This is a genomic window from Nocardia seriolae NBRC 15557 (genome assembly GCF_007990715.1).
GTDB lineage: Bacteria > Actinomycetota > Actinomycetes > Mycobacteriales > Mycobacteriaceae > Nocardia > Nocardia seriolae.
This window is the reverse complement of sequence record NZ_BJWY01000026.1, coordinates 40,418-64,371: the sequence shown is the minus strand read 5'-3', so window position 1 is coordinate 64,371 and position 23,954 is coordinate 40,418. Positions and strand designations below refer to the sequence as shown.

At 68.4% G+C, this 23,954-nt stretch carries 20 protein-coding genes and 1 pseudogene; 8 read left to right on the top strand and 13 right to left on the bottom strand.

The features are described from left to right. Positions 1–81: 81 nt before the first annotated feature. The 5 genes from NS2_RS11210 to NS2_RS11190 all read left to right on the top strand — a co-directional run bounded on the left by NS2_RS11210 (position 82) and on the right by NS2_RS11190 (position 3,164). The gene (locus NS2_RS11210) at positions 82–231 is read left to right on the top strand and encodes a CbtB domain-containing protein (RefSeq protein WP_081985846.1); all 150 of its coding nucleotides are present in this window, start codon (positions 82–84) and stop codon (positions 229–231) included. Positions 232–253: 22 nt separating this feature from the next. Then, positions 254–1,096, top strand: a complete 843-nt coding sequence (locus NS2_RS11205; protein ID WP_033087463.1) for a CbtA family protein — start codon at positions 254–256, stop codon at positions 1,094–1,096. After that, positions 1,009–1,665, top strand: coding sequence for a histidine phosphatase family protein (locus NS2_RS11200; protein WP_308640193.1), 657 nt, complete (start codon positions 1,009–1,011; stop codon positions 1,663–1,665). Before NS2_RS11205 ends, NS2_RS11200 begins: the two co-directional genes overlap by 88 nt. A gap of 88 nt (positions 1,666–1,753) precedes the next feature. Next, positions 1,754–2,359, top strand: a complete 606-nt coding sequence (locus NS2_RS11195) for a hypothetical protein (protein WP_033087462.1) — start codon at positions 1,754–1,756, stop codon at positions 2,357–2,359. Beyond that, positions 2,310–3,164, top strand: coding sequence for an aldo/keto reductase (locus NS2_RS11190; protein WP_033087461.1), 855 nt, complete (start codon positions 2,310–2,312; stop codon positions 3,162–3,164). Before NS2_RS11195 ends, NS2_RS11190 begins: the two co-directional genes overlap by 50 nt. Positions 3,165–3,194: 30 nt before the next feature. On the opposite strand, the gene NS2_RS11185 is transcribed toward NS2_RS11190, so the two are convergent. Continuing rightward, positions 3,195–5,228, bottom strand: a complete 2,034-nt coding sequence (locus tag NS2_RS11185) for a CocE/NonD family hydrolase (protein WP_261772274.1) — start codon at positions 5,226–5,228, stop codon at positions 3,195–3,197. A 232-nt stretch (positions 5,229–5,460) separates the two neighbouring features. Between NS2_RS11185 and NS2_RS11180 the strand changes: the two genes are divergently transcribed. Beyond that, positions 5,461–6,606, top strand: a complete 1,146-nt coding sequence (locus NS2_RS11180; protein WP_063864965.1) for an AraC family transcriptional regulator — start codon at positions 5,461–5,463, stop codon at positions 6,604–6,606. Here NS2_RS11180 and NS2_RS11175 read toward each other — a convergent pair. Genes NS2_RS11175 through NS2_RS11155 form a run of 5 tightly spaced genes read right to left on the bottom strand, consistent with a single transcriptional unit; the run spans position 6,525 to position 13,306 of the window. Then, a complete protein-coding gene (locus tag NS2_RS11175) occupies positions 6,525–7,304 on the bottom strand; it encodes an SDR family NAD(P)-dependent oxidoreductase (RefSeq protein ID WP_036552461.1) in 780 nt (259 codons plus the stop codon). The two genes, NS2_RS11180 and NS2_RS11175, sit on opposite strands and share 82 nt — an antisense overlap. 13 nt (positions 7,305–7,317) lie before the next feature. Beyond that, positions 7,318–9,063, bottom strand: a complete 1,746-nt coding sequence (locus NS2_RS11170; protein ID WP_033087459.1) for an N-acyl-D-amino-acid deacylase family protein — start codon at positions 9,061–9,063, stop codon at positions 7,318–7,320. 6 nt (positions 9,064–9,069) lie between these two features. After that, the gene (casG, locus tag NS2_RS11165) at positions 9,070–10,731 is read right to left on the bottom strand and encodes a steroid-24-oyl-CoA synthetase (protein ID WP_071343678.1); all 1,662 of its coding nucleotides are present in this window, start codon (positions 10,729–10,731) and stop codon (positions 9,070–9,072) included. 58 nt (positions 10,732–10,789) lie between these two features. Further along, positions 10,790–11,938: an EstA family serine hydrolase gene (locus NS2_RS11160; RefSeq protein ID WP_033087457.1), complete on the bottom strand. Its 1,149-nt coding sequence runs from the start codon at positions 11,936–11,938 to the stop codon at positions 10,790–10,792. A gap of 15 nt (positions 11,939–11,953) precedes the next feature. Beyond that, positions 11,954–13,306 carry a flavin-containing monooxygenase gene (locus NS2_RS11155; RefSeq protein WP_228102637.1) on the bottom strand — a complete coding sequence of 451 codons (1,353 nt, stop codon included), beginning with the start codon at positions 13,304–13,306 and terminating at the stop codon, positions 11,954–11,956. Between the two features lie 146 nt (positions 13,307–13,452). Here NS2_RS11155 and NS2_RS11150 point away from each other — a divergent pair, with 146 nt between their 5' ends. After that, complete coding sequence (locus NS2_RS11150; RefSeq protein WP_147207154.1) at positions 13,453–14,082, top strand: TetR/AcrR family transcriptional regulator; 630 nt, start codon at positions 13,453–13,455, stop codon at positions 14,080–14,082. A gap of 201 nt (positions 14,083–14,283) precedes the next feature. Here NS2_RS11150 and NS2_RS11145 read toward each other — a convergent pair whose 3' ends face one another. The 7 genes and pseudogenes from NS2_RS11145 to NS2_RS11115 form a co-directional block, all read right to left on the bottom strand. Further along, positions 14,284–14,511 carry a hypothetical protein gene (locus NS2_RS11145; protein WP_033087454.1) on the bottom strand — a complete coding sequence of 76 codons (228 nt, stop codon included), beginning with the start codon at positions 14,509–14,511 and terminating at the stop codon, positions 14,284–14,286. A 94-nt stretch (positions 14,512–14,605) separates the two neighbouring features. Next, positions 14,606–15,418, bottom strand: a complete 813-nt coding sequence (locus NS2_RS11140) for a sirohydrochlorin chelatase (protein ID WP_033087453.1) — start codon at positions 15,416–15,418, stop codon at positions 14,606–14,608. Between the two features lie 434 nt (positions 15,419–15,852). After that, positions 15,853–16,998, bottom strand: a pseudogene (locus NS2_RS11135) (uroporphyrinogen-III synthase); the annotation flags it as partial. Further along, positions 16,995–17,387, bottom strand: coding sequence for a nitrite reductase small subunit NirD (gene nirD / locus NS2_RS11130; RefSeq protein ID WP_033087452.1), 393 nt, complete (start codon positions 17,385–17,387; stop codon positions 16,995–16,997). The gene nirD and the pseudogene NS2_RS11135, both read right to left, overlap by 4 nt. 67 nt (positions 17,388–17,454) lie before the next feature. Next, on the bottom strand, positions 17,455–20,040 hold the full coding sequence (gene nirB / locus NS2_RS11125; RefSeq protein ID WP_033087451.1) for a nitrite reductase large subunit NirB: 2,586 nt from the start codon (positions 20,038–20,040) through the stop codon (positions 17,455–17,457). Between the two features lie 26 nt (positions 20,041–20,066). Then, on the bottom strand, positions 20,067–21,575 hold the full coding sequence (locus NS2_RS11120) for a nitrate/nitrite transporter (protein WP_063864964.1): 1,509 nt from the start codon (positions 21,573–21,575) through the stop codon (positions 20,067–20,069). Between the two features lie 258 nt (positions 21,576–21,833). Beyond that, positions 21,834–22,985: an MFS transporter gene (locus NS2_RS11115; RefSeq protein ID WP_228102998.1), complete on the bottom strand. Its 1,152-nt coding sequence runs from the start codon at positions 22,983–22,985 to the stop codon at positions 21,834–21,836. Between the two features lie 238 nt (positions 22,986–23,223). On the opposite strand from NS2_RS11115, the gene NS2_RS11110 reads away from it, so the two are divergent. Then, a complete protein-coding gene (locus NS2_RS11110) occupies positions 23,224–23,907 on the top strand; it encodes a FadR/GntR family transcriptional regulator (RefSeq protein ID WP_033087450.1) in 684 nt (227 codons plus the stop codon). Positions 23,908–23,954: the final 47 nt, after the last annotated feature.

The following is a 23,954-nucleotide window of genomic DNA, read 5'->3' as shown; positions in this document are numbered from 1 at the left end:
GTACTAGGAGTTCCCGTGGCCACGTCCTACGCTCCCCGTTCCGGCCTGAACACCGGTGCGCTGGCTCTCCCGACCACCGCCATGTGGCTGGTCGGCACCACCCTGATGGCGCTGCTGGCGCTCTACTTCATCGGCATCGACCAGGGCGCGGTGTCGATCTTCGGCAGCGACATGCACGTGCACGAGTTCGTCCACGACGGTCGGCACTTCCTCGGTTTCCCCTGCCACTAGTCACGGGAATCGAGTCAGCACAATGGAAAAACGGATCATCGGCCGAGGCGTCCTACTGGGCGCGCTCGGTGGATTGCTCGCGTTCATCTTCGCCCGGATCCTGGTCGAGCCCATCATCAATCGGGCCATCGATTACGAGAGCGGGCGCGACGACGCGCAGATGGCGCTGGACAAGGCCGCCGGTAAGCCGATGGCGGACATGGCGTCCGAGCTGTTCACCCGCAGCCAGCAGGAGAACGCCGGTTTCAGCTTCGGCATGATCGTGTTCGGCGCGGCCATGGGCGCGCTGTTCGCGGTGGTCTACTACCTGGCCCTGCGCCAGGCCGGGAAGATCACCCCGCGCAATCTGGCGCTGCTGGTGGCGGGCGGCATGTTCCTGGTGTCCTACGCGGCGCCGTTCCTGAAGTACCCGGCCAACCCCCCGGCCATCGGCAACCACGACACCACCAAGCCGCGCACCGCGCTGTACCTGGGCATGATCGTGATCAGCGTGATCGCACTGCTGGCCGCCATCTGGCTGGGTCGCAAACTCGCTGCCCGCCTGGGTAATTGGACCGCCACCGTCGCCGCGGCGGCATCGTTCACGGTGGTCATGGGTGTCGTCATGGCGATCCTGCCCTCCCTGGGGCACCTGTCGGCCAATCGGGAACTCGGCGACTTCGCCACCGAAACGCCGCAGCCCCTGAAGGATCCGTCGGGCACCGTCGTCTACCCGGGCTTCCCCGCCGACGACCTGTACCACTTCCGGCTCTACTCCTTCGCCGCGCAGCTGATCCTCTGGGTGGTCATCGGCGTCGGCTTCGCCTGGCTGGCACCCCGCCTGCTCGGCGAACGCGCTTCCACGGCAACATCTTCGGCAGTCTGAGCTCCGTAACCCGCCTCACCCTGATCACCCACGCGATCACCGATGCGGTCCTGGCCGCCCGCGTCCCCGCCGACGAACCGCTCAACCCCCTGGGCGAGCGGTCCGTCGCGCGGGCGGGCGGCCTCCCCCGCCCCGCCCCGACCGTGGTCCTGCACGCCCCCGAGCTGCGCACCGAGCAGACGGCGAAAGCCCTCGGCCTCGACGCGACCGCCGAACCCGCCCTGCGCGACCTCGACTGCGGCGCGTGGTCCGGCAAGTCCATGGACGACATCACCCCCGGCGAACTGATGGACTGGCTCACCAACCCCGCCCACCGCTCCCACGGCGGCGAATCCATCACCGATCTCCTTGCCCGCGTGGGCACTTGGCTCGACACCCTGGCCGGATCCGGCGACCGCATCATCGCCGTCACCCACCCCGGCGTCGTCCGAGCCGCCATCCTCCACTCCCTCAACGCCCCCGCGGAATCCTTCTGGCGCATCGACATCCCCCCGCTCACGGTCACCACCCTGCACCACCGCGCCCCGGCCTGGACCCTCCGCACCGCCGCCCACGAACTCTCCGATTGAAGCCCGAAGGTTCCGGCAGAACTCGACCGAGGCCCCTCGGCCAAGGCTCCCACCGGATCATTCGGCGACTGAAGGACCGAAAACTCCTATGGCTCATACGCGACGGGCAACTCCGGCCGACAACGAGCTGGACCCCGGCTTCTTCGACCGGGAGGCCCAGCGATCCCCGGCCTGGCTCGCATGGAGTGATCGGGCCGCGATCGAGGCGCGTATCGAGACGCTGTTCACCGACTCGCTGCCCCGGCTGGAAGCAGCCCGGGGCGGCGAGACCCGTCCGCCGGTCGACGACCGATTCAGCGAGGATACGTTCGACTGGGTCGTTTCCCTCATCGGTGCCGACGAAAACAACTCTGTCGCAGAACAATTCATCACCTATATCGGTGAGTGGATGGTGCGCGGGGTCGAGGGCATCTGGTTCAACTCGCCCGACGACGGTGCGCCGATCTTCGACCTGTTCGGTCCGGCGATCGGCTACCGGTGGTCGCGGGAGTCGGCGAACGACCTGCTGGTCCCGCTGTTCATGATGGCCGTCAACAGCGACGACGACCCGTTCGGCTACTTCGTGGATCTGCTGCAAGGGCGTGTGCTGACGTTTGCGGAGGAGAACACGGATGAATTCGGCGAGGGGCGTAATGTCGGCGAACATGACCTTTCGAAACGAGAGCAGCTCAGTTCCGTCGATTGTTCTGAATGACAGCCAGGCGATTCCGTCGCTCGGTTTCGGGGTGTGGCAGGTCGGCGATGCGGAGGCGGTCGACGCGGTCAGCACGGCACTCGAGGCCGGGTATCGGAGTGTCGATACGGCGGCCATCTACGGGAACGAGGCGGGGACCGGGCAAGCGGTTCGGGAGTCGGGGTTGCCTCGGGACGAGGTGTTCGTGACCACCAAGCTGTGGAATTCCGAGCAGGGGTACGACTCCACGCTGCGGGCCTTCGATGCCAGCATGGAGCGGCTCGGGCTCGATTACCTGGACCTTTACCTCATTCACTGGCCGGTGGCCCAGGCCGGACGGTTCGTCGATACGTTCCGGGCGTTTCAGAAGTTGAAGGCCGAGGGGCGGATCACCTCGATCGGGGTGTCGAACTTCAATCGGGAGCATTTGGAGCAGCTGATCGCCGAGACCGGTGAAACGCCGGTGCTGAATCAGGTCGAGCTGCATCCGGGGCTGATCCAGGCCGAGTTGCGGGCCTTCCACGCCGAGCACGGGATCGCCACCGAGGCGTGGAGTCCGCTGGGGCAGGGGTCGGCGCTGAAGCATCCAGCCATCGCGGCCATCGCGGCCGAGACCGGCCGCACCCCGGCGCAGGTGATCATCCGCTGGCACCTGCAGCTGGGCAATGTGGTGATTCCGAAGTCGGTGACGCCCAGCCGGATTCGGGAGAACTTCGACGTGTTCTCCTTCGAACTGACCGACGACCAGATGCAGGCCATCAGCGCCCTCGACACCGGCACCCGCGTCGGGCCCGACCCGGCCACCTTCACCGCGGGACTGCTGTAGGCAGTCCCGCGGCGGCTTCGAACCCCGGCGCTAGTCGGGGATCGAATCGGTCAGAGGCACATTGACCCAGCTCGGGGCGTCGGGGTCCGGGCGCACATGTTCGGGCTTCAGGCCGGAGTCGGCGAGGAAGAACAGGGGCGGCAGGGCCTTCGGGAAGTTGCTGGCGTAGACGTCGACGCGCAGGCGGTGACCGGGCTGCAGGACGGCCTCGATCGGGGTGAGCGCGATGTCGAGGGTGACCGGGACACCCGGGACCGTCGGCTGGCACCTGGCCAGATCGAGGAAGTAGTGCGGCTCGGTGTAGTCGCCGTTGGCCGAGGTCTTGCTGGCGTCCTCATCGATCTGCCGGATCGAGGCGACCAGCTGGCCGGTGGCGATCTCACGCGAATCACCGTCGGGGCCAACGTCGTTGACCGTCGCCACCCAGTACCCGTCGGTGGCGTCGTGGACCACGTTCAAGTGCACGTTCACCGGGCCGGACAGGGTGGTCGCCTGCGCCACCGGGCTGCTGGTGAAGGTCAGGCCGTCGTTCTCCCAGATCCGCGAGTCGTTGCCGCACGCCTCGATGACGGCGAGCGCCCCCGCCGCAATACGCGCGCCGTCGCGACTGCACAGACTCAGCAGGCCGGGAGCCACGGTCAGGTCGTTGACGGCCGCCTGCCGCGGCGTCTCGGACAGTCCACCGTCGTACCGCGAATTCGGGCTGGTCCCGCTGGGACTGTCATCGAGGTAGAGCCGCCGGTAGCCGACCTCGGAGCGCGGGAACTCCGGCACGTCGGTCCGGCCCGCGCCCTGCTGTTTGACGGTGCGCGGCGCGTATTTCTCGATGCCATTGCCGATTCCGCGCAACCAGTGGTCGAACCAGGCCCGCTGCAACACATCCAGTCGCGGCGGCATGCCGGGATGACCGAGACCGGCGACGCCGCTGCCCAGGTGGTAGCCGTCGCCCATGATCAGCTTCTTCCGCTCCTCCGGCAGCGGAATCGCGTTGAAGGTGTCGGTGGGCGTGGTGCCGAAGATGTCGAACCACGCGCCGACCATGAACGTCGGGACCTGGATGTGGGTGAGGTCGGTCTTCAGACCGCGCCGGAACGGCGAGTCGGGATCGACGAGTTGCTTGGTCCGCGCGGTCAATTGATCCGGGCTCAGCGCGGTGTAGCCATTGACGACCATGTCGACCAACGTCAGCGGGTCGGCGACCCGGTCCTTCAGCCACTGCAATTGCTGTGCGGGATCGAACCTTCCGACGAGTATCGAGGTGATGTCGGGAATCATCTTGAGCGCGTTGACGCCGATCAGCCAGGGCACCAGGAACCCGACGCCGACCGCGCCGCCCGCGCCCGCGATGTCGTTGAAGATGTCGCCGCTGCCCTCGTAGGCGAAGACCGCCTTCAACCCGGGCGGCCTTCGATCGGTGGCCTCGAGCGCGCTGATCGCGGTGAACGAGATGCCCATGGTGCCGACGGTGCCGTCGCTCCAGGACTGGCGGGTGATCCAGTCGATCACCTCGGCGGCGTCCTGCTTCTCACGATCGCCGAACACCTGCCAGTCACCACCGGAAGTGCCGGTGCCCCGCAGATCGACCTGCACCAGGGTGTAGCCGGCGTTGGCGAGCTTCCAATCCTGTAGTGCGGCTTCGATGGCTCCCGAGTAGGCCTGCCGGGTCAGATCGAAGATGCCGTCCAGTCCGACACCGGGCAGTTTCAGCGAGCCGACCCAATTCTCCAGGGGCTGCTTGATTCCCAGACCGTCCGCGGCGCTCAGCACCGCCTGGCCCACCAGCATCGGCAGCTTCCCGTAACCCTGGAACTGCAGCACCACCGGTCGCTTCCCGTCGGCGATGCGTCCGTTGTTCGCGGGATGAATTATGTCGGCCTTCAGCACCGTGCCGTCGCTCATGGTGATCGGCACCGCGAGATCCGTGCTGACGCCGTTGTACGGCTGCGGGCCGTCGACCGCGGCGGTCCAGCCGGGCGCGTAGCCACCGCCGTCAATGCCGGTGAACGCGGTGTCCGACAACGCCATCGGGGTCAGGAACGGGGTACACGCGAGGATCGCGGACACGACCACGAGCCCCTTCACGGCGATTCTCGCCCGCCGCGTCCAAGCTCGCCTCACCGTGTCCCACCTCTCACAAAGTCCACGGGCCAGATTGTTGCTACCGACGGGTAATAGGGACTCGCCCCAGGGCGACATCGTTTTACCCGCAGGCGACAAGGCCCTGTCGACTCTTGCGTCCCAGACAATTTCCGGGTTACGGTCCTGGCTCCGGAGCGGGGCGGGAGGTGGAGGGCCGATGGCGGTCATGGCACGGGCGGCGAGTTTGCGCGGCTATCGCGAACTGGTGGACGAGCTGGGCGGGGACGGCCTCGGACTGCTGCGGCGATTCGGCCTCACCCCCGAGGCCATCGAGAGCGACGACGCCGTGGTTTCAGCGGAAGCGCTGGGCTGGGCGTTGGAAATCGCAGCGGCCGAACTGGATTGCCCCGATCTCGGGCTGCGCCTGGCGGACCGCCAGGACGCCGACGTGCTCGGCCTGCTGGCGGTCGCGTTCACGAATGCCACCACCGTCGGCGAGGCCATCGCCTGCGCGTCGCGATTCCTGTCCGTCCAGCACGCGGGCGTCTCGATCGGGCTGGTCCCGGACCCGTACGGGCACAACGGAATACTTGCGCTGAACTATCGCGATACCGCGGAGCTCTCGCAGATGAGCCAGGGCATCGATCATGCCGCGGGCCTCATCCACCGCCATCTGCTGCGCGGCGCGGGCGACTACGGCCTGCGGACCGTTCACCTGCCGCATCCGGCCCGCGCGCCCCGCGCCCGCTACACCGAATTCTTCGGCGCCGACGTATGTTTCGACATGCCAACCACCGTGTTCCGAATCCCGGCGGAGCTGCTGGAGCGGCCCGTCATCGGCGGCAATCCGATGCTGCACAAGCTCGCGATGGACTTCCTCGAACGCAACTACCCCGAGCCGGACCGGAGCATGACCACGCGCGTGCGGGTGGCGATCGATCGCGCGTTTCTGGAATCCAAGGCCGATATCGACACCGTGACCCGCATGCTGGCCGTGCACGAACGCACGTTGCAACGCGCCCCGGCCGCCGAGGGCACGACCTTCACCGAGGTCCTCGACGCCGCCCGCCGCGATTCCACCTACCGGCTGCTGTGTGAGACGGATCTGCCGATGAGCCGGATCACCACCTTGATCGGCCTGCGCGAGCAGTCCGCGCTGACGCGGGTGGTGCGCCGGTGGTACGGCATCACGCCGCAGCAGGTCCGCAGTGCGGCCCGCACGCGGCGAGCGAACCACCCTGGGCAAGAACGTGTTTCGGATGCCCAGGGCGGCGTCTCGGCTCAGCCCGCGAGCTTCGCCAAGTTCGGGAAGTTGGACAGCTCCCAGCCGCCGTCCACCACCATGTCGATGCCGGTGATGTAGGAGGCGTCGTCGGAGGCGAGGAACAGGCTGGGGGCGGCGATCTGTTCCGGGGTGGCGGCCGCGCCCATCGGGATGCGGTCCAGGAACATCTGTTTGGCCGGTTCGTAGCCCATGACCGCGGCCACCAGCGGGGTGTCCACCAGGCCGGGGAGGATGGCGTTCACCCGGATCCGGTGCTGGGCCAGCTCCAGGGCGGCGTTCTTGGTGAACATCACCACGCCCGCCTTGCCGGTGGAGTAGGGGCTGCCACCGGGCATGGGAACGCGGGCGTCCAGGGACGAGATGTTCACGATCGCGCCGCCGCCGCTCGATTTCATCAGGCGGGCTTCATGTTTCGTGCACAGGAAGACCGACTTCTGGATCAGGTCGATGGTGAAGTCCCAGTCGGCCTCCAGCAGATCGGTGACCGCGCCGATGCGGGAGGCTCCGGCCGCGTTGAAGGCGGCGTCCAGACCGCCGAAACGTGTTGCGGCGACCGCGATCCCGACTTCGACCTGGGCCTCGTCGGTCACGTCGGCGACCGCCGGGACGAAGGACTCCCCCAGTTCGGCGGCCTGCTTCCGGAGTCCGGCCTCGTCGAAGTCGAGTCCGACGACATTCGCGCCCTCGGCGATCAGCGCGGCCGCGATGGCGGCGCCGATGCCGGACGCGGCACCCGTGACGACCGCCGTGCGACCGTCGAATCTATTGGCATTCACAGTATTTCGCTCCTCAGCGGCGTCCGGCGCGCAGGAATTCACCGGTGCGCTCCTTGCCCAGCCCCGCCGCCTTCTCGCCGAGTCCGAAGACGTACTCGCCGTTGACCAGCACCGCGGTGACGGTGTCGTCATTGCGGTTGACCATGCGGGACAGGTTGTCGAATTCGGGAATCGGGTTCTCGGCGTAGGCTTCCAGGCTCTCGTCGAGGCGGGCCGGATCGATGATCAGCACATCGGCCCGATCGCCCTCGCGCAGGTGGCCGGTGTCGAGGTCGTACCAGTCGGCCAGCTCCCCGGTAACCCGGTGCACGGCGTGCTCGACCGTCATGAACGGCCGCCCCTGCTGCTGCGCCCGGTGCACCCGCTTCAGGAACCGCAGCCCGAAATTGTAGAAGGCCATGTTCCGCAGGTGCGCGCCCGCGTCCGAGAAGCCCAGCTGCATACTGGGATCCGCGGCCAGCACGTCGAGCACCTCGGGACGGTGGTTGGAGATGGTGGTGCGCCAGCGCACCCCCGAGCCGTGCTCGACCAGCAGGTCGAGGAAGGCGTCCACCGGGTGGATGCCGCCGCGATCCACGCCGACCTGACCGAAAGTCTTGCCGACCACGCTCGGATCCGGGCATTCGGTGATCTCGGCGTCGAAGAAGTCCCGGTGCCACACGCGCGGGCCCCACTTCTTGTCGTAGTCCTTGCGGAACTGCCGCCGGTATTCGGGATCGGCGAACAGCTCGTGCCGCTTCTCCAGCTGGTTGGACAGGTGCAGAGCCGCTGCGCCGGAACCGAATTCCTCGAACACGGGCAGGTCGATGCCGTCGGAGTACACCTCGAACGGGACCGGCAGATGCTGCCAGCGGAAGTCGCCGCCCAGCCGGTTGAGGACCTTGCCGATCAACGGGAAGATCTTCACCACGCCGGGAATCGCCTTGATGTCGGCCGCCGACAGCAGGCTCACCTTCAGCTCGGGCCGGAAGATGCCCAGGCTGCCGGCCGCCATGGCGATCAGGCTCTGCGGCCGCGCCACGTCGGGACCGCCCTGCAGCGCCCGCTTGCGGTCGCGCAGTATCCGATTCAGCCGCCGCCGCTCCTTGGCGGTGGCATAGGTCGAGGGCAGCGTGCGCGACCGGCACACCTCGCCGTCGAGCTTGTCGAACAGCAGCTGCTGCGAGGACATGCCGACGAAGCCCGCGTCGAGGGCCTCGCGCAGCTTGTGCTCCATGGCCGACAGCTCCGCCTCGCTGGGCTTCACCGCCGGATCGGTCGCCCGGCGCAGACCCAGCTGGGCGGTGCGAATATCCGAATGTCCGATGAAGGCGGCGATATTCGGGCCCAGCGGCAGCGACTCCAGCGCCTGCACGTACCCGTGCGCGCTGTTCCAGGTCTTCAACCCGTCGACCGCGGCGACCACGTGCTTGCGCGGAATCGCCTCCACCCGGCCGAACAGGTCACCCGCGTCCTGCCCCGCCACGTGCACCGTGGACAGCGAGCAGGAACCCAGCACCAGCGTGGTCACCCCGTGCCGCAGCGACTCCGACAGCGTCGGATCCAGCAGCACCTCCACGTCGTAGTGGGTGTGGATGTCGATCATGCCCGGCAGCACCCAGCGGCCGGTCGCGTCGATCACTCGCGCGCAATCGGTCTCGTCCAGCGGCGCGGCCGACACGGTCGCCACCCGCCCGTCCCGGATGCCCAGATTGCGCAGGGCCGAGGGCGCGCCCGTCCCGTCGAACCAGCGCCCGTTCTTGATAATGGTGTCGTACACAGGAATTCACTCCCCGAGCGATAGATCGCGGCGCAGCACCTTGCCGGTGGCATTGCGCGGCAGGGGTTCCGCGGTGATCAGCCAGCGGGCCGGCACCTTGAAGTAGGCCAGCTGCCTGGCCACGTGATCGCGCAGCTCGTCCGCGGTCGTCGAATCCGGTTGGTCCACAACGACGATGGCGGCCACCTCCTGACCGAGATCCTCGTGCGGGACGCCGATCACGGCCGACTCCCGCACCGCCGGATGCTCGTCCAGGACGTTCTCGATCTCCTGCGGGTAGACGTTCTCGCCGCCGCGCAGGATCAGATCCGACCGGCGGCCGGAGATGTAGAGCTTGCCCGCGCGCAGGGTGCCGAAATCGCCCGTGCGCAGCCAGCGGTGCTCGTCGATGGCCGCCGCGGTGGCGTCCTCGTTGTTCCAGTAGCCGAGCATGACGTACGGGCTGCGCACGCAGATCTCGCCCTCCTCGCCGTCGGGCACCACCTTGCCGTCGGGATCGCGGACCTCGATCGAGACCCCGACCACCGCGCGGCCCACCGTCTCGTTGTCCGCGGCCAGCTCCGGCGGGGTGGCGACGGTCGCGGCGGTGCCGGACTCGGTGCAGCCGTAGCTGGTGGTCAGACCCTGGAGCGCGACCGGGAACCGCTCGCGCAGCCGCTGCACCAGGGCCGGGGAGGCCGGTGCGGAATTCAGCGAGAACGCCGTCAGCGAGGACAGGTCGTACTTCGAGATGTCCACGCCCAGAATGCGACTCGCCAGCGTCGGCACCGCCGCCCAGTTGGTGACCCGCTCGGTCTCCACCAGCTTCAGCAGCGATTCGGCATCGAACTCGCCCGAGGTCGGGAACACCACCGCATCACCGGTGGTGAGCCGCGGGATCGACAGATTGTGCAGGCTCGCGATGTGGAACAGCGGCATGGTCGCCAGGTAGCGGCGCGCGGCCGGGGAGCCGTCCCAGACCTGGCCGCGGAAACCGGCGGCGAGCGCGTCCATGAATCGGTGGTAGTCCGCGACGGCCACCAGGTTCCGCTGGGTGTGCACCACGCCCTTGGGGCGGCCGGTGGTGCCGCTGGTGTAGAGGATGATCGCCGGATCATCCTCGCTCAGCTCCGCGCTCGGATTGCCGCCCGCGAATTCCGCGAGCAGCGCGGGCACGTCGGTCTCCATGGTGAGCACGGGGATATCGGTGCCCGTCTCGGCGGCCAGTGCGGCCCGCTTGGCGTCGGCGATCAGCACCTTCGGCGCGGAATGCTCCAAGCCGTAGGCGATCTCACGCGGGGCCCACCAGGCGTTATAGCCGACGGGAATCGCGCCCAGCCGCTGTGCGGCCCAGAAGGTCAGCACCCACTCGGCGGCGTTCGCGGCCAGGATGCCGACGCGGTCGCCCTTGCCGACGCCGTAGCGTTCGGCCAGCGCCGCGGCCAGCGCACCGGCGGCCGCGTAGTGCTCGGCGAAGGTGTAGCGGGTCCGCGCGGACACCAGGTAGTCGAGGTCGCCCAGCTCGCGGGAGGCTTCCAGCAGCTCGAGCAGCGAGCCGTGGCGATGCTTGAACACCGGCTGCGGCGCGCCCAGCACCTGCTCGACCGTCATCTCGAACGGCCCGCCCGGACCGGTCAGCTTTCCGGCGATCTGCGCGGCGAATGCCTGGAGGTCAACGGCGTTGGTCATGAATCAAGTCCTCGAATCCGATTGCGGCAACCTTCGCAGCTTGCCCGAGTGAAGCGCGTCACGCACGCCCCAGGACTGTGTCGAAGGTCGCTTTCAGATAGGCGTCGGCGCGGTCGGAGCCGATCAGGCCCGGCGCCATCCGGTTCATGGCGTAGGCGAAGGTGACCCGATGCTCCAGGTCGTTGACCACGTGCGCCCCGCCGAGCCCGTTCCACCAGCACACCTTGCCGTCGGGCACCTGCGGCGCGGTCTGCGGCTGCGGCAGGCCGTAGCCGATGCCGAAGCGCAGCGGCATCATGATGGCCAGATCCACGCCGTCGGACTGCGGCTCGAAGATGAGCTCGATGGTCTTGTCCGACAGGAACTTCCGGCCACCCAGCGCCCCGCCATTGCTGATCAGCGACTGCAACCGGGCGATGGAGCGGGCATTGCCGTGCCCGCCCATGCCGCCCAGCTCGGCCCGCTGCCACTCCGGCGTGCCGACCTCGGCGAAGTCCAGCAGCGGCTGGAACAGCGTCTTGAACATGACGCTGTCCTGCGGCAGCAGGGACCGGTCGAACTCCGGCAGCTCCGGCGGCACCAGGGTGGCGATGCGATCGAGATCGCCTGCGGCCATGCCGATGTGGAAGTCCGCGCCCAGCGGACCGGCCAGCTCCTCGGCGAAGAACCGGCCCAGCGGACGCCCGGTGATCCGCTTGATCACCGCGCCCATCAGGTGGCCGTAGTTCATGGCGTGATAGCCCGACGCGGTGCCCGGCTCCCACCAGGGTGCCTGCGCCGCAAGGCGATCCGCGGCCGCATCGGTGTCGTAGATGTCCGACAGCACAATGGGGGCCTCCCAGCCCGAGACTCCCGAGGTGTGCGAACGCAGGTGCCGCACTTCGATATCGGCCTTGCCATTGGCCGCGAACTCCGGCCAGTAGTGGGCCACCTGCTGGTGCACGTCCAGCTCACCGCGATCCACCAGCAGCAGCGCGCACAGCGCCACCATGGTCTTGGTGATGGAGAAGGTGTTGACCAGAGTGTCCTCGGTCCACGGCCGGGCCTTTTCCGGGTCGGCGTAACCACCCCAGAGATCGACCACAGTCTCGCCGTCCACGGTCACACAGACCGAAGCGCCCAGCTCCGCGCCCGACTCCACCTGCTCGGTGAATGCCGCACGGACAGACGAGAATTCGTCGGCACAGAATCCAGCGACGTTGCTCATTCCGCTACCCCTCCCCTAGACCCGGACCGCTGCCCGGCCCGGTACCGGCAGCGGGTTCCCCGCCGCCGCAGCGCGCCGCGCCCCGTCCGCGAGCTCCTTCTTCTGCTCCCGGACGTAGATGTCGAAGTCGGCCTGGATGGTGTGGCGCGGCGAGCTGTAGTAGCGCGCGGCGCGTTCCGCCTCGACCCGTGCCGCGTCCGCGGCCATATCGGCGGGTGAGGGCAGCGCGTAATTGCCGGTCAGGTATGCCGCGACCAGCTTGGACTGCTGCTCGGCGAAGTTCACCAGGGTCGGCATCGCCTGTGCCAGACCGAGATAGAACAGATTGTCGACACCGGGCAGCGCCATTTGACGCCACAGCGGCAGCTTGTTGTTGCCATCGGGCCGCAGCGCCGGGTCGGTGAAGAACGGGAAGCTGATGTGATACCCGGTGGCACACACCACGACATCCACCTCCTCGGACGTGCCGTCCGCGAAATGCACCGTCCTGCCGTCCAATCGGCTGATGGCGGGCTTGAAGGCGATATCGCCGCAGCCGACCCGGTGCAGGAACTCCTCGCTCGCCGACGGATGCGCCTCGAACGGCAGGTGATCCGGCTTGGGCAGGCCGTAATCCTCCATGCGGCCGCGGTTCTTGACCACGAAGCGCTGCTTGAGCTTGAGCGCCACCTTCGGCGGCATCCAGGCCGGCACCACCTGGGTGTCGCCGACCTTGCCGTTGACGTACTCGGGCAGCACCCACACGCCGCGCCGCGCCGACACCCACAGCTTCTCGGCAATGAACTTCTGCGACAGCTCCGAGGCGATGTCCAGGCCCGAATTGCCCATGCCCACCACCACGACCCGCTTGCCGCGCATATCGACCGGGTCGAACGGGTCGTTGTAGGCGTGCGAGTGGATCAGCGTGCCGTCGAACTCGCCCGGGTAGTCGGGGGTGCGCGGATCCCAGTGGTGGCCGTTGGCCACGATCAGCGCGTCGTAGGTCTCGACGCAGCCCTGATCGGTGGTGACCGTCCACAGGCCGTCGTCACCCCGCTCGGCCGAGATCACCTTGTTGTCGAACAGGATTCGATCCCGGAGGCCGAAGTGGTCGACGTAATCCTGGAAATACCGGTGCAATTGGCTGTGATGCGGGAAGTCGGGCCATTCCTCGGGGGCCGGGAAATCCTCGAACTGGAGCCGGAACTTCGAGGTGTCGATGTGCAGGCTCTGGTAGCAGGCCGACATCCCGTTGGGGTTCTTGTAATACCAGTTGCCGCCCACCTCGTCCGAGGCCTCGTAGCAATCGAAGGGAATGCCGTATTCGGCCAGCCGCTTCGCGGCGGTGATGCCGGACGGTCCCGCGCCGATGACGCAGACCCTGGGCAATTCACGATTCTGTGCAGATAGCGCAGCCAATTCACTCTCCTGGTGCGGCCATGGGTCACATTCCCCTGCCGGACGTGATGTACCACACACGCTAACACTAACTAGACACCGTGTCTAGTGAGTCGACTTACGTCTATCATTCAGGCGTGACCCGATCCGACAGCGACACCTCTCGCCGCACCTCCCTGCGCGACGAACAGAAGCGGCAGACCCGCAGCCGGCTCATCGAGGCCGCCAAGGGACTGTTCACCACCCAGGGCTACGCACCGGTTCGCGTGGATGACATCGCCGCCGCCGTCGGCTGCAGCCGCGCCACCTTCTACCTGCACTTCACCGGCAAGCCGGATGTCTTGCGCGCCATTGCCGAACAGGGCACGCTGCCCAGCGTCCAGCACTTCTACGCGGACCTCGACCACGTGCTCGACACCGGCTCGCGCGAGGAGTTCGCGGCCTGGATGCGCCGGGCGATCGACTGGTTCCAGGACTACAAGGATCTGCTGCCCGCCTGGGACGAGGCGACCGCCCTGGAACCCGAATTCCGCGAGGTGGCAAGGGAAGGCATCATGGCCCTGCCCAATGTCATGAGCTCGTACCTGTCCCGCTGGCCCGCCGACCGCCAGGAGGAGGCGCGCCTGCGCGTGGAACTGCTTGTGGCCCAATTGGAACGGTTCTTCACCCGGTGGGCCATGCAGGGCACCATCGAGGTCTCGGCCGAGGAAGCCGCGAACGTCCTCACCGACATCTGGTATCCGGCGTTGCAAACGCCGAAGGGCTGATCCGCCCGACGATCGGACGCGGCGGTTCCACTCAGCGGGAACGCGATTCGGTCGGCGATGCAGTCCCGTGATAGGGGCCGAAAACGTTGCATTGCGATAGCAAACGGCTAGCGACCGTGGCGGAGATCACAGGCCCCAGCAAACGATTCGGGTCGGCACCCGAAGGTGCCGACCCGAATCGAATTGTGAAATTTGAGCGTTTCAGTGAACGCCCACGTTGTAACCGGTCCACGCCTGGCCCTGAACGGTCATGCCGACGCCGGGCTGCAGCGCCTGCTGGCACTGCTCGGGGGTCAGGTGGTAGAAAGCGCACGCACCCGCCGGGTCCACACCCACGACGACACCCTGGTCGTCATCGGCGGCAGCGGTACCGAAAGTGCCTGCGGCACACGCCGCGATCAGCCCTGCGGTGACAGCGAATTTCTTCAAGACGAGGTCCTCCCAATCAATATGGAAATGTCGCTTGAAAGACTGGCACGTATTTCCGGAACCGCCAAGCCATCGTAGTTTCGGGCGATTCGTTTCAGGCGGCTTTCGCGACCGAAAGAGCATGTGCCGCAGAGGTGTAGCGACTTACCAGCAAACTAACGATGGCGGGGTGGACGCCGATCGGCTCGGCCACACCGTCCGCACCGGCCTCGTGCAGGCGCTGGTGGAACAGCCCGTGCGCGAGCAGGTACGAGGCGATGAACACCCGGCGCGCGCCCGAAGCCCGCACGGCCGCCACCACTTCCGGCACCCGCGGCTCGCCCGTGGCGATGTAGGCCAGGTGGGCGGGGGTGCCGAGCCGCTCCGAGAGCAGGTTCGCCGACCGTTGGACGTCCCGGCGCGCACGGGCATCCGAGGACCCCGCGGCGGCGAACACCACCGCGTCGCCCGGCTGCCAGCCCGCGGCCCGCAGTCGCAGCCGCATGACCTCCGCCAGCGCCGGGTCCGGACCCATGGCCTGGGTGACCGCGACCGCATCGTGCGCACTCGCGGCCACCTCTCGCGGCACATCCTGATACACGTGGTAGCCCGAGGCCAGGAACGCCGGGACCACCACGGCGGGAACCGGATCCAGCTCCCGCAACACCTCGGCCGGGGACGGCCCCAGCACATCCACGAACGCGGTCCGCACCGTCGGCGCGGCCGTGATCGCCAATTCACGCAACGATGCCGATGCGGCCCCGAAATCGGCACCGGCACCTGTCTCGGGGATCCCGAACCGGGCCGCGTCCGAGAAGGCCGAGGCACTCAGCTCCCGGGTCACCGCGGCCGCCAGATCGGCGATCATCTCCACGCCCCGCGTGCTCCTGGTGCCGTGCGCCACCAGGACCAGGGCGGGGGCACTCACCAGACGCCCCGGGCCGGGCCCGCGGAACCCGCCGGACCGAACGACCGTGCCGGAAAAGACTGCCGTACAGCACCCTTGGGCTGGCGCACCATGCCGCCGGGCTGCCGCACCGCACTATCGGGCTGTCGCACCGCGCCGCCCGGCTGCCGTACTGCGCCGCCGGGCTGTCGCACCGCGCCGTTGGGCTGCGCCTCGGCGGCCGAGACCGGCCGGGCGACACCGTTTCCGGCGACCGTCGGGGCCATCGCGGGACGCGCGGCACCGTTGACCGCGCTGGGCGAGCCGGGCCGGCGCGGCGCCGCACCGGCCGGGGGCACCTCGGGCACCGGGCGTCCGCCGAAGCCGCGCGACGGCATCTCGCGGCGTGCGCCCAGGCCCGCCGAGTGCGCCGGGGACGGCTGGCGGCCGGCCGGACCCGCCGGTTCCGGGTGCGGATTGTCGATGCGTTCGGCCGGGTCCAGCGCCAGCCGGTAACCGCGCTTGACCACGGTCTGAATCGCCTTGGGGGTGCCCAGGCCCGCGCGCAGGCGGGCGATGGCGGTCTCCACGGCGTGGGTGTCGTCACCGCCGCCGGGCAGGGCGGCGAGCAGATCCTCGCGCGAGACCACGCGACCGGGCTGGCGGGCCAGCGAACGCATGAGCGCCATCGGCGCGGGCGCCAGCTGACGCACCTGGCCGTCGACGACCACGCAGCCGCCGCGCACGCTCAGATTGTGGCCCGCGGCCTGAATCCGATTGGCGCGCCGGGGCAGTTCCTCGGCGACGTGCCGGGCCAGCGCGCCCAGCCGGGCGCGGCCGGGCATGGAGGTGGTCACGCCCAGCTCCTCGAGCGGGGCGGCCGTGATGGGCCCGACGCAGGCGGGCAGCACCCGGGTGCGGAAGGCGTGCAGGACGGCCTCCAGCAGCCCGGTCTCCTTGGCACGCATGAGCAGTGACGCCACGGCGGGGGCGCTGGTGAAGGTCACGCAGTCCAGTCCGGCGGTGACGATGCCCTCGATGAGGCGGTCCATGGGGGTGCGGTCGTCCGGCGGGACCCACCGGTAGACCGGAACCGGGACCACGTCGGCCCCGGCCATGCGCAGCACCTCGCAGAAGTCGGGAACCGGCTCCCACTCGGTGGTCGCGCCGTGCAGCTGCACCGCGATGCGGACGCCCTCGACGCCCTCGGCCAGCAGGTGATCCAGCACCTCGGCGCTGGATTCGGAAGCGGGAGACCATTCCTCGCGCAGTTCCGCGGCGCGGATCGCGCCCTTGGCCTTGGGGCCGCGGGCCAGCATGCGGGTCGAGCCCAGGGTGTCGCGCAGCTCCTCGGCCAGGCCCCAGCCCTCCGCGGCCTCCATCCAGCCGCGGAAGCCGATGCCGGTGGTGGCCACCGTGATCTGCGGCGGGTCGTCGACCAGCCGGCGCGTCACGCGCTCCAGCTCGGTGTCGTCGGCGAGCGGAATGATCCGGATGGCCGGGGCTGAAACGATGTTCGCGCCCCGGCGGGCGAGCAGGGTGCCGAGTTCGTCGGCGCGTCGGGCGGCCGTGATGCCGACCGTGAATCCAGCGAGCGGGGTACCGCCGTCGACCTCGGTCATGCCGGACCGCCGGGGAACTGGACGGGGTCGTTGGACACAGCGACCACACCGTCCACCACGCGAACCGCGTACACCGGCAGCGAGATGGATCCGTCGTCCAGGCAGCTCCCGTCGATCAGCGAGAACGCCTGCTTGAGCAGCGGCGAGGCCACCACCGGCACGCCGCCGCGGTCGCCGACCAGGCCGCGCGACATGACCGCCGCCCGGCCGAAGGGATCGATATTGCCGACGGCGTATAGGGTGCCGTCGGTGGTGAGGAACAGGGCCGCCTGCCGGCCACCCTTGAGCAGAACCGCCACGCCGCGGCCCGGAATCAGAGAATCCAGTCGGCAAGCCTGGGTCCAGCCGCTGATGCTGGTCGCGGTGCCTGGTGTGTCGATCACGGTCATCGGTAACTCTCCTCCGAACGGCCTGTACCTATTGGTACCGACGTCCTGTTTCCAAGCGGTTAAGCAGTCATTTCCCGTGCGTGGCGGACTCGGCGACCTGGCCTGTTGCGGCAGAGATATCAGTCATGCCGACCGGAATGTCCGGAATGCCGAGCAGCACCGGCACCTTGCGCTCACCGGTCTCGTCGAACCCGATGGTCGGATCGGTCTCCTCGGGCGCGTTCACGAAGGACACGAAGCGCGAGAGCTTGCCCTCGTCCTCGAGCACCGCGGCCCACTCGTCCTTGTAGCCCTCGACGTGCTTGGCCATGGCAGCCTCCAGGTCGGCGGCGATGCCCAGGCTGTCCTCGCAGACCACCTGCTTGAGGTAGTCCAGGCCGCCCTCCAGGGCCTCCTGCCAGGGCGCGGTGCGCTGCAACCGGTCCGCGGTGCGGATGTAGAACATCAGGTAGCGGTCGATGTACTTGATCAGCGTCTCGTCGTCCAGATCGCCCGCCAGCAGCACCGCGTGCTTGGGCGTCAGGCCGCCGTTGCCGCCCACGTACAGGTTCCAGCCGTGCTCGGTGGCGATGACGCCGACGTCCTTGCCGCGCGCCTCCGCGCACTCGCGGGCGCAACCCGAGACCGCCAGCTTCAGCTTGTGCGGGGAACGCAGGCCGCGGTAACGCTTTTCGAGCAGCACCGCCATGCCCACCGAATCCTGCTGGCCGTAGCGGCACCAGGTGGAACCGACGCAGGACTTCACCGTGCGCAGCGACTTGCCGTACGCGTGACCGGATTCCATGCCCGCGTCGACCAGGCGCTTCCAGATCAGCGGCAGCTGCTCCACCCGCGCACCGAACAGGTCGATGCGCTGACCGCCGGTGACCTTGACGTACAGGTCGAATTCCTTGGCCACCTCGCCGATGGTGATGAGCTGCTCGGCGGTCACCTCGCCGCCGGGCATGCGCGGCACCACCGAGTAGGTGCCGTTCTTCTGCAGGTTCGCCAGGAAGTGGTCGTTGGTGTCCTGCAGCGACGCCTGCTCGCCGTCGAGAATGTGATCGCTCGAGGTGGAGGCCAGGATGGAGGCCACCGTCGGCTTGCAGATATCGCAGCCGGATCCCGTGCCGTACTTGGCGATCAGGCCCGAGAAGGTGCGGATGCCGGTCGACTGAATGATGTGGAACAGCTCCGCGCGCGACTGTGCGAAGTGCTCGCACAGCGACTTGGAGACCGCCACACCCGACTGCTCCAGCAGCTTCTTGAGCATGGGAACGCAACCGCCGCAAGACGTTCCGGCATTGGTGCAGCTCTTGATGGCCGGGACGTCGCAGGCGCCGTCGGCGATCGCGCCGCAGATCGAGCCCTTGGAAACGTTGTTGCAGGAGCAGATCTGGGCGTCGTCGGGCAGCGCGTCCGCGCCCAGTTCGGCACCGGCCGGGGAGATCAGCGCGGCCGCGTCGGCGGGCAGCGGGCGACCGACCAGCGGGCGCAGCGCCGAGTACTGGGTGGCGTCGCCGACCAGGATGCCGCCGAGCAGGGTCTGGGCGTCATCGGAGACGACGAGCTTGGCGTAGGTGCCCTTGGCGGCGTCGTGCAGCACCACCGACAGCGCACCCTCGGTGCGACCGTGCGCGTCGCCGAAGGAGGCCACGTCCACGCCGAGCAGCTTGAGCTTGGTGGACATGTCCGCACCCGGGAATTCGCCCGCGCCGCCGAGCAGGCGGTCCGCGACCACCTCGGCGGTGCTGTAGCCGGGGGCCACCAGGCCGTAGCAGACGCCCTCGACCGCGGCGACCTCGCCGATGGCGTAGATGTTCGGGTCCGAGGTCTGCAGGCCCAGATCGGTGATGACACCGCCGCGCTCGCCGACATCCAGCCCGGCGCTGCGGGCGATCTCGTCCCGCGGCCGCACACCGGCGGCGAAAACCACCAGGGCCGAACGCAGTTCGCTGCCGTCGGAGAAGGTGACCTTGAGCCGCTCGGCGGCCGAACCGTCCTCGATGGTCTCGATGGTGGAGGTGCCGACGCCGGTGTGCACGCTCAAACCCAGCTCGGAGACCAGCTTTTCGAGGATGGCGCCGCCGCCCTCGTCGATCTGGGCGGGCATCAGCCACTTGTTGAACTCGACCACGTGCGGTGTCATGCCCAGCAGCCGCAGCGCATTGGCCGCCTCCAGGCCGAGCAGACCGCCGCCGACCACCACGCCGACCGCGCCCGGACCGGCCGCCTCGGCCGCGGCCCGGATGCCGTCGAGATCCTCGAGGGTGCGGTAGACGAAGTTGCCCTCCAGGTCGTGACCCGGCACCGGCGGCACGAAGGCGTAGGAGCCGGTCGCGAGCACCAGTGCGTCATAGGCGATCACGTCGCCGGTGGAGGTGGTGACCTTGCGGGTGGCCTTGTCGATGACGTCGGCCTTCACGCCCAGGCGCACCTGCACCAGCTCGTCGCCCTCGTAGGCATTGCCCGGCAGCGCCAGCGCCGAGGTCTCCCAGATGCCGACGTAGGAGGACAGTCCGACCCGGTCGTAGGCGGCCAGCTTCTCCTCGCTGAGCACGATGACCTGCCAGGTCCCGGCCTCGTCACGGGAGCGCAGCGCCTCGACGAAGCGGTGTCCGACCATGCCGTGGCCGACCACGACGACGGTCTTGCGTTCGATGCTGTGGGTCATGACGGTCCCTTTCGAGAATGGAAGGGTCAGGCGCGAGCCGACGAAGTGGACGGGGAATCGCTTGCGGTGGAGCCGGATTCGGCCTCCAGGACCAGAGCCTCGGCCTCGACGACGACGTCGGAGTCGATCTCGGTGTCCTTGGCCTCGGTGCCCTTGGCCAGGGAGCGGGCGGAGGGACGGCGCAGGAACACCGCCCAGCACACCGCCGCGCACACCACGTAGAAGGCCATGAAGATCCAGAACGCGGTGGTGGCGGACTTGGTGGAGGCGTAGGAGCTGCGCAGCACCAGGTTGATGCCGACACCGCCGAGCGCGCCGATGGCTCCGACGAAACCGATGAGGGCGCCCGAGGTGTTCTGCGCCCAGGCCGCACGGCTCGCCGAATCACCGGGCAGGCTGCGGGATTTCGCGGCGAACACCGACGGGATGATCTTGGTGACCGAACCGTTGGCGATGCCGGAGATGACGAACAGCGCCACGAAGCCGCCGATCATCAGGGCCAGCACCGGGCCGGTGGGCCGGCCCGCGTGATCGCCCATGGTGCTGGCCAGGGCGACCACCACGGTCGCGGCCGTCATCGCGCCGAGCATGTAGAGGGTGACCCGGCTGCCGCCGATCCGGTCGGCCCACTTGCCGCCGTAGGGGCGGGCCAGCGAGCCGAGCAGCGGGCCGATGAAGGCGATCTGCGCGGCGTGCAGCGTGGCCGCCGCGGCCGCCGCGCCACCGGCCTTGAAGTTGATCTGCAGCACCTGGCCGAAGGCGAAGCTGTAGCCGATGAACGAGCCGAAGGTCGCGGTGTAGAGGAAGGCGATGGCCCACGACTGCGGCACCTTCAGGGCCGTGATCATGTTGGACAGGTCGGCCTTCTGGTTCTTGACGTTGTCCATGAACAGCGCCGCGCCCAGCGCCGCCACCACGACCACGACCAGGTACACCGCGCACACCACCGACGCATTGCCGTAGGCGTTGCCCAGCGTGGCGATGACCGCCAGGCCGATCAGCTGCACCACCGGCACGCCGATATTGCCGCCGCCCGCGTTCATGCCCAGCGCCCAGCCCTTGAGCCGCTGCGGGTAGAAGACGTTGATGTTCGCCATCGACGACGAGAAGTTGCCGCCGCCCAGGCCCGCGAAGGCCGCCACGATCAGGAACGTGGTGTAGGAGGTCCCGGGCTGGTTGATGAAGTACAGCGTCAGCAGCAGCGGAACCAGCAGCGCCAGGGCGCTGACGATGGTCCAGTTGCGGCCGCCGAACTTGGCGGTGGCGACGGTGCAGGGGATTCGCATGATGCCGCCGACCAGCGTCGGCACCGCGCCCAGGAAGAACTTGCCCGCCGGATCGATGTGGAAGACCGCGGTCGGCATGAACAGCACCATGACCGACCAGATCGACCACACCGAGAACCCGATGTGCTCGGCGAAGACCGACCAGATCAGATTGCGGCGCGCGATGTCCTTACCACCGGCTTCCCAAGCCGCGACATCCTCGGCATCCCAATGCTCGATGTCGTGCTTGCGGGTCAGCGTCTTCAACAAGGGGCCCTCCTGAAATCTGGATAGGCCCAAGGTAGGAAACGGGTATTGCGCGAATGCTGCGCGAAATGACCGTCAAATCAACGGTTGCTCACGAAATCCGGTCGCCGGGCGTGAGAAGTGACCATATGTTTCGGCCGTGTGACACAACGGTTTCCACTGGTCACAAAGTGCCTGAAAACAAGAATTCGAGCCGTGAGGTGAGAGCCCTGCCACAAAGCATGGACCCAACCTCACGGCTCGGCAACTCGAACCGTGAATTTACTTCCAGGTGTCCTCGAGCAGCTGCGGTTTGCACGCCACCCACGCGCCGCCGACCAGGACGCAGACCGCCACCGTCAGGAAGGCGAAGGGTGCCAGCCAACCTCCGGTCATCGTGTGCAGCGCGCCGAACAGCAGCGGGCCCACGCATGCCACGGAATAGCCGACGCCCTGGGTGAAGCCGGACAGGGCGGCCGAACCGGCGCCGGTGCGGGTGCGCAGATTGATCAGCGTCAGGGCCATCGGGAAGGTCGAGGGCCCCAGGCCCAGGGCGAGCACCCACACCAGCGGCGCGCTCATGGGCGCGATCAGCAGCCCGGCGAATCCGATGAAGAAGAACACCGCGCAGCCGATCACCACCGGGAACGGATTGGCCATGCGCCCCACCAGGGTCGGCGCGCTGAGCGCGGCCACCAGGCCGATCAGCGCGAAGATGCCGACCATGCTGCCCGCGAAAGAGGCGCCGGCGCCGGCGTCACCGAAGATCGTCGGCATCCAGGTGAACAGGGCGTAGGTGATCAGCGAGGTCATGCCGAACATGAAGGCCATGCCCCAGGCCAGCGGCGAGCGCCACACCTTGCCGGTGGGTTCGTCGGTCTCCGAGGGCATTTCGCTGGTGTCGAAGCGGGCGTGCGCGCGCCGCACCCGCAGCACGCCGATCCACGGCAGCGCGGCGGCGAAGGCCAGCGCGGCCCACATGCCCAGCGAGAGCCGCCAGCCGTGCGCATCCGCGAGCGGCACCGTGATCAGCGCCGGGAACACCGTGCCCAGCTGCACCATCACGATGTAGATCGAGCTGAGCAGCGCCAGCCGATCGGAGAAGTACCGCTTCACCAGCGGCGGGATCACGATATTGCCGATACCCATGCCGGCCAGCGCCAGCGCCGAGAAGGCCAGTCGCTCCCAGGTGTCGGGCACGATGGCCCGCAGCGCCGAACCGAGTCCGGTCATCAGCATGGCCGCCAGCGCGGTCCGTTCCAGGCCGAGGCGGCGCGACAGGATCGGGGTGATCAGACCGCCGAGGGCGAACATGGCGGTCGGCAGCATGCCGAACACACCCACCACGGCGGTGGAATAGCCGATGTCCTGGCCGATGCGGGCGGCCAGCGGGGAGAACGCGGTCACGGCGACGCGCAGGGTGAGCGCGGACATGACGATGGCGGCGAACACCAGCAGGCGGCCCTCGAAAAGGGCGCGGCGCGAAAGTTCGTGCGGTGCCTGCTTCCGGTCGGCGGGGAGCGGGACGGGTTCGCGATCGACGGGTCGGGGGCGGGCGGGGGCGCTCCCCCGCGGGGCGGTCATCGTCTCATCCATCGTCGCGGTCACCGCGAAATCATAGGATGACCCGATGATGTGATGCAACGAATGTGAGGCAAGGTACTCTGTCCCCGTGCAACCAGTCCGTCGCACGAGCCTCATCGCCCAGGTGACCGAGCAGCTTCGTGCCGAAATCCGTTCCGGCCGTTGGGCCGTCGGCTCGCGTATCCCCACCGAGCCCGAACTCACCGAACTCACCGGCACGGGCCGCAATACCGTGCGCGAGGCGGTGCAGGCGCTCGTGCACGCGGGCATGCTCGAGCGCAGACAGGGCTCGGGCACCTACGTCATCTCCACCTCCAGCCTCGGCGGCACCCTGTCCTCGTACTTCGCCGACGCCCAGCAGCGCGATCTGCTCGAGCTGCGGCAGGCCCTGGACACCACCGCCGCCCGGCTGGCCGCCACCCGCCGCGACGAGACCGACATAGCGACCCTGCGGCGACTGCTCGACAAGCGAACCCGCTTCTGGGACACCGACTTCGAGGCCGCCATCGAGGCCGACGTGCAAATCCACCGCGCCATCGTCGTCGCCAGCCACAATGCGGTATATCTGGAGTTCTACGACTCGCTGCTGCCCGTCATCGCCGCGGGGATCCGCTTCCGCTCCGAGCGCGAGGGCGAGAGCTACCACGACGAGCACGCGGAGTTGGTGCAGGCGGTGATCGACGGCGATCCGGAACGAGCGGCCTGCACCGCCAACTGCTTCCTCGACTCGCTCATGGCCGAATACCGGACGCTTGATACGAAATTCGAGTAACCGGAAGGTCACCGCGCGTAACACCGGAAAGTGAGCGGGAATTACCG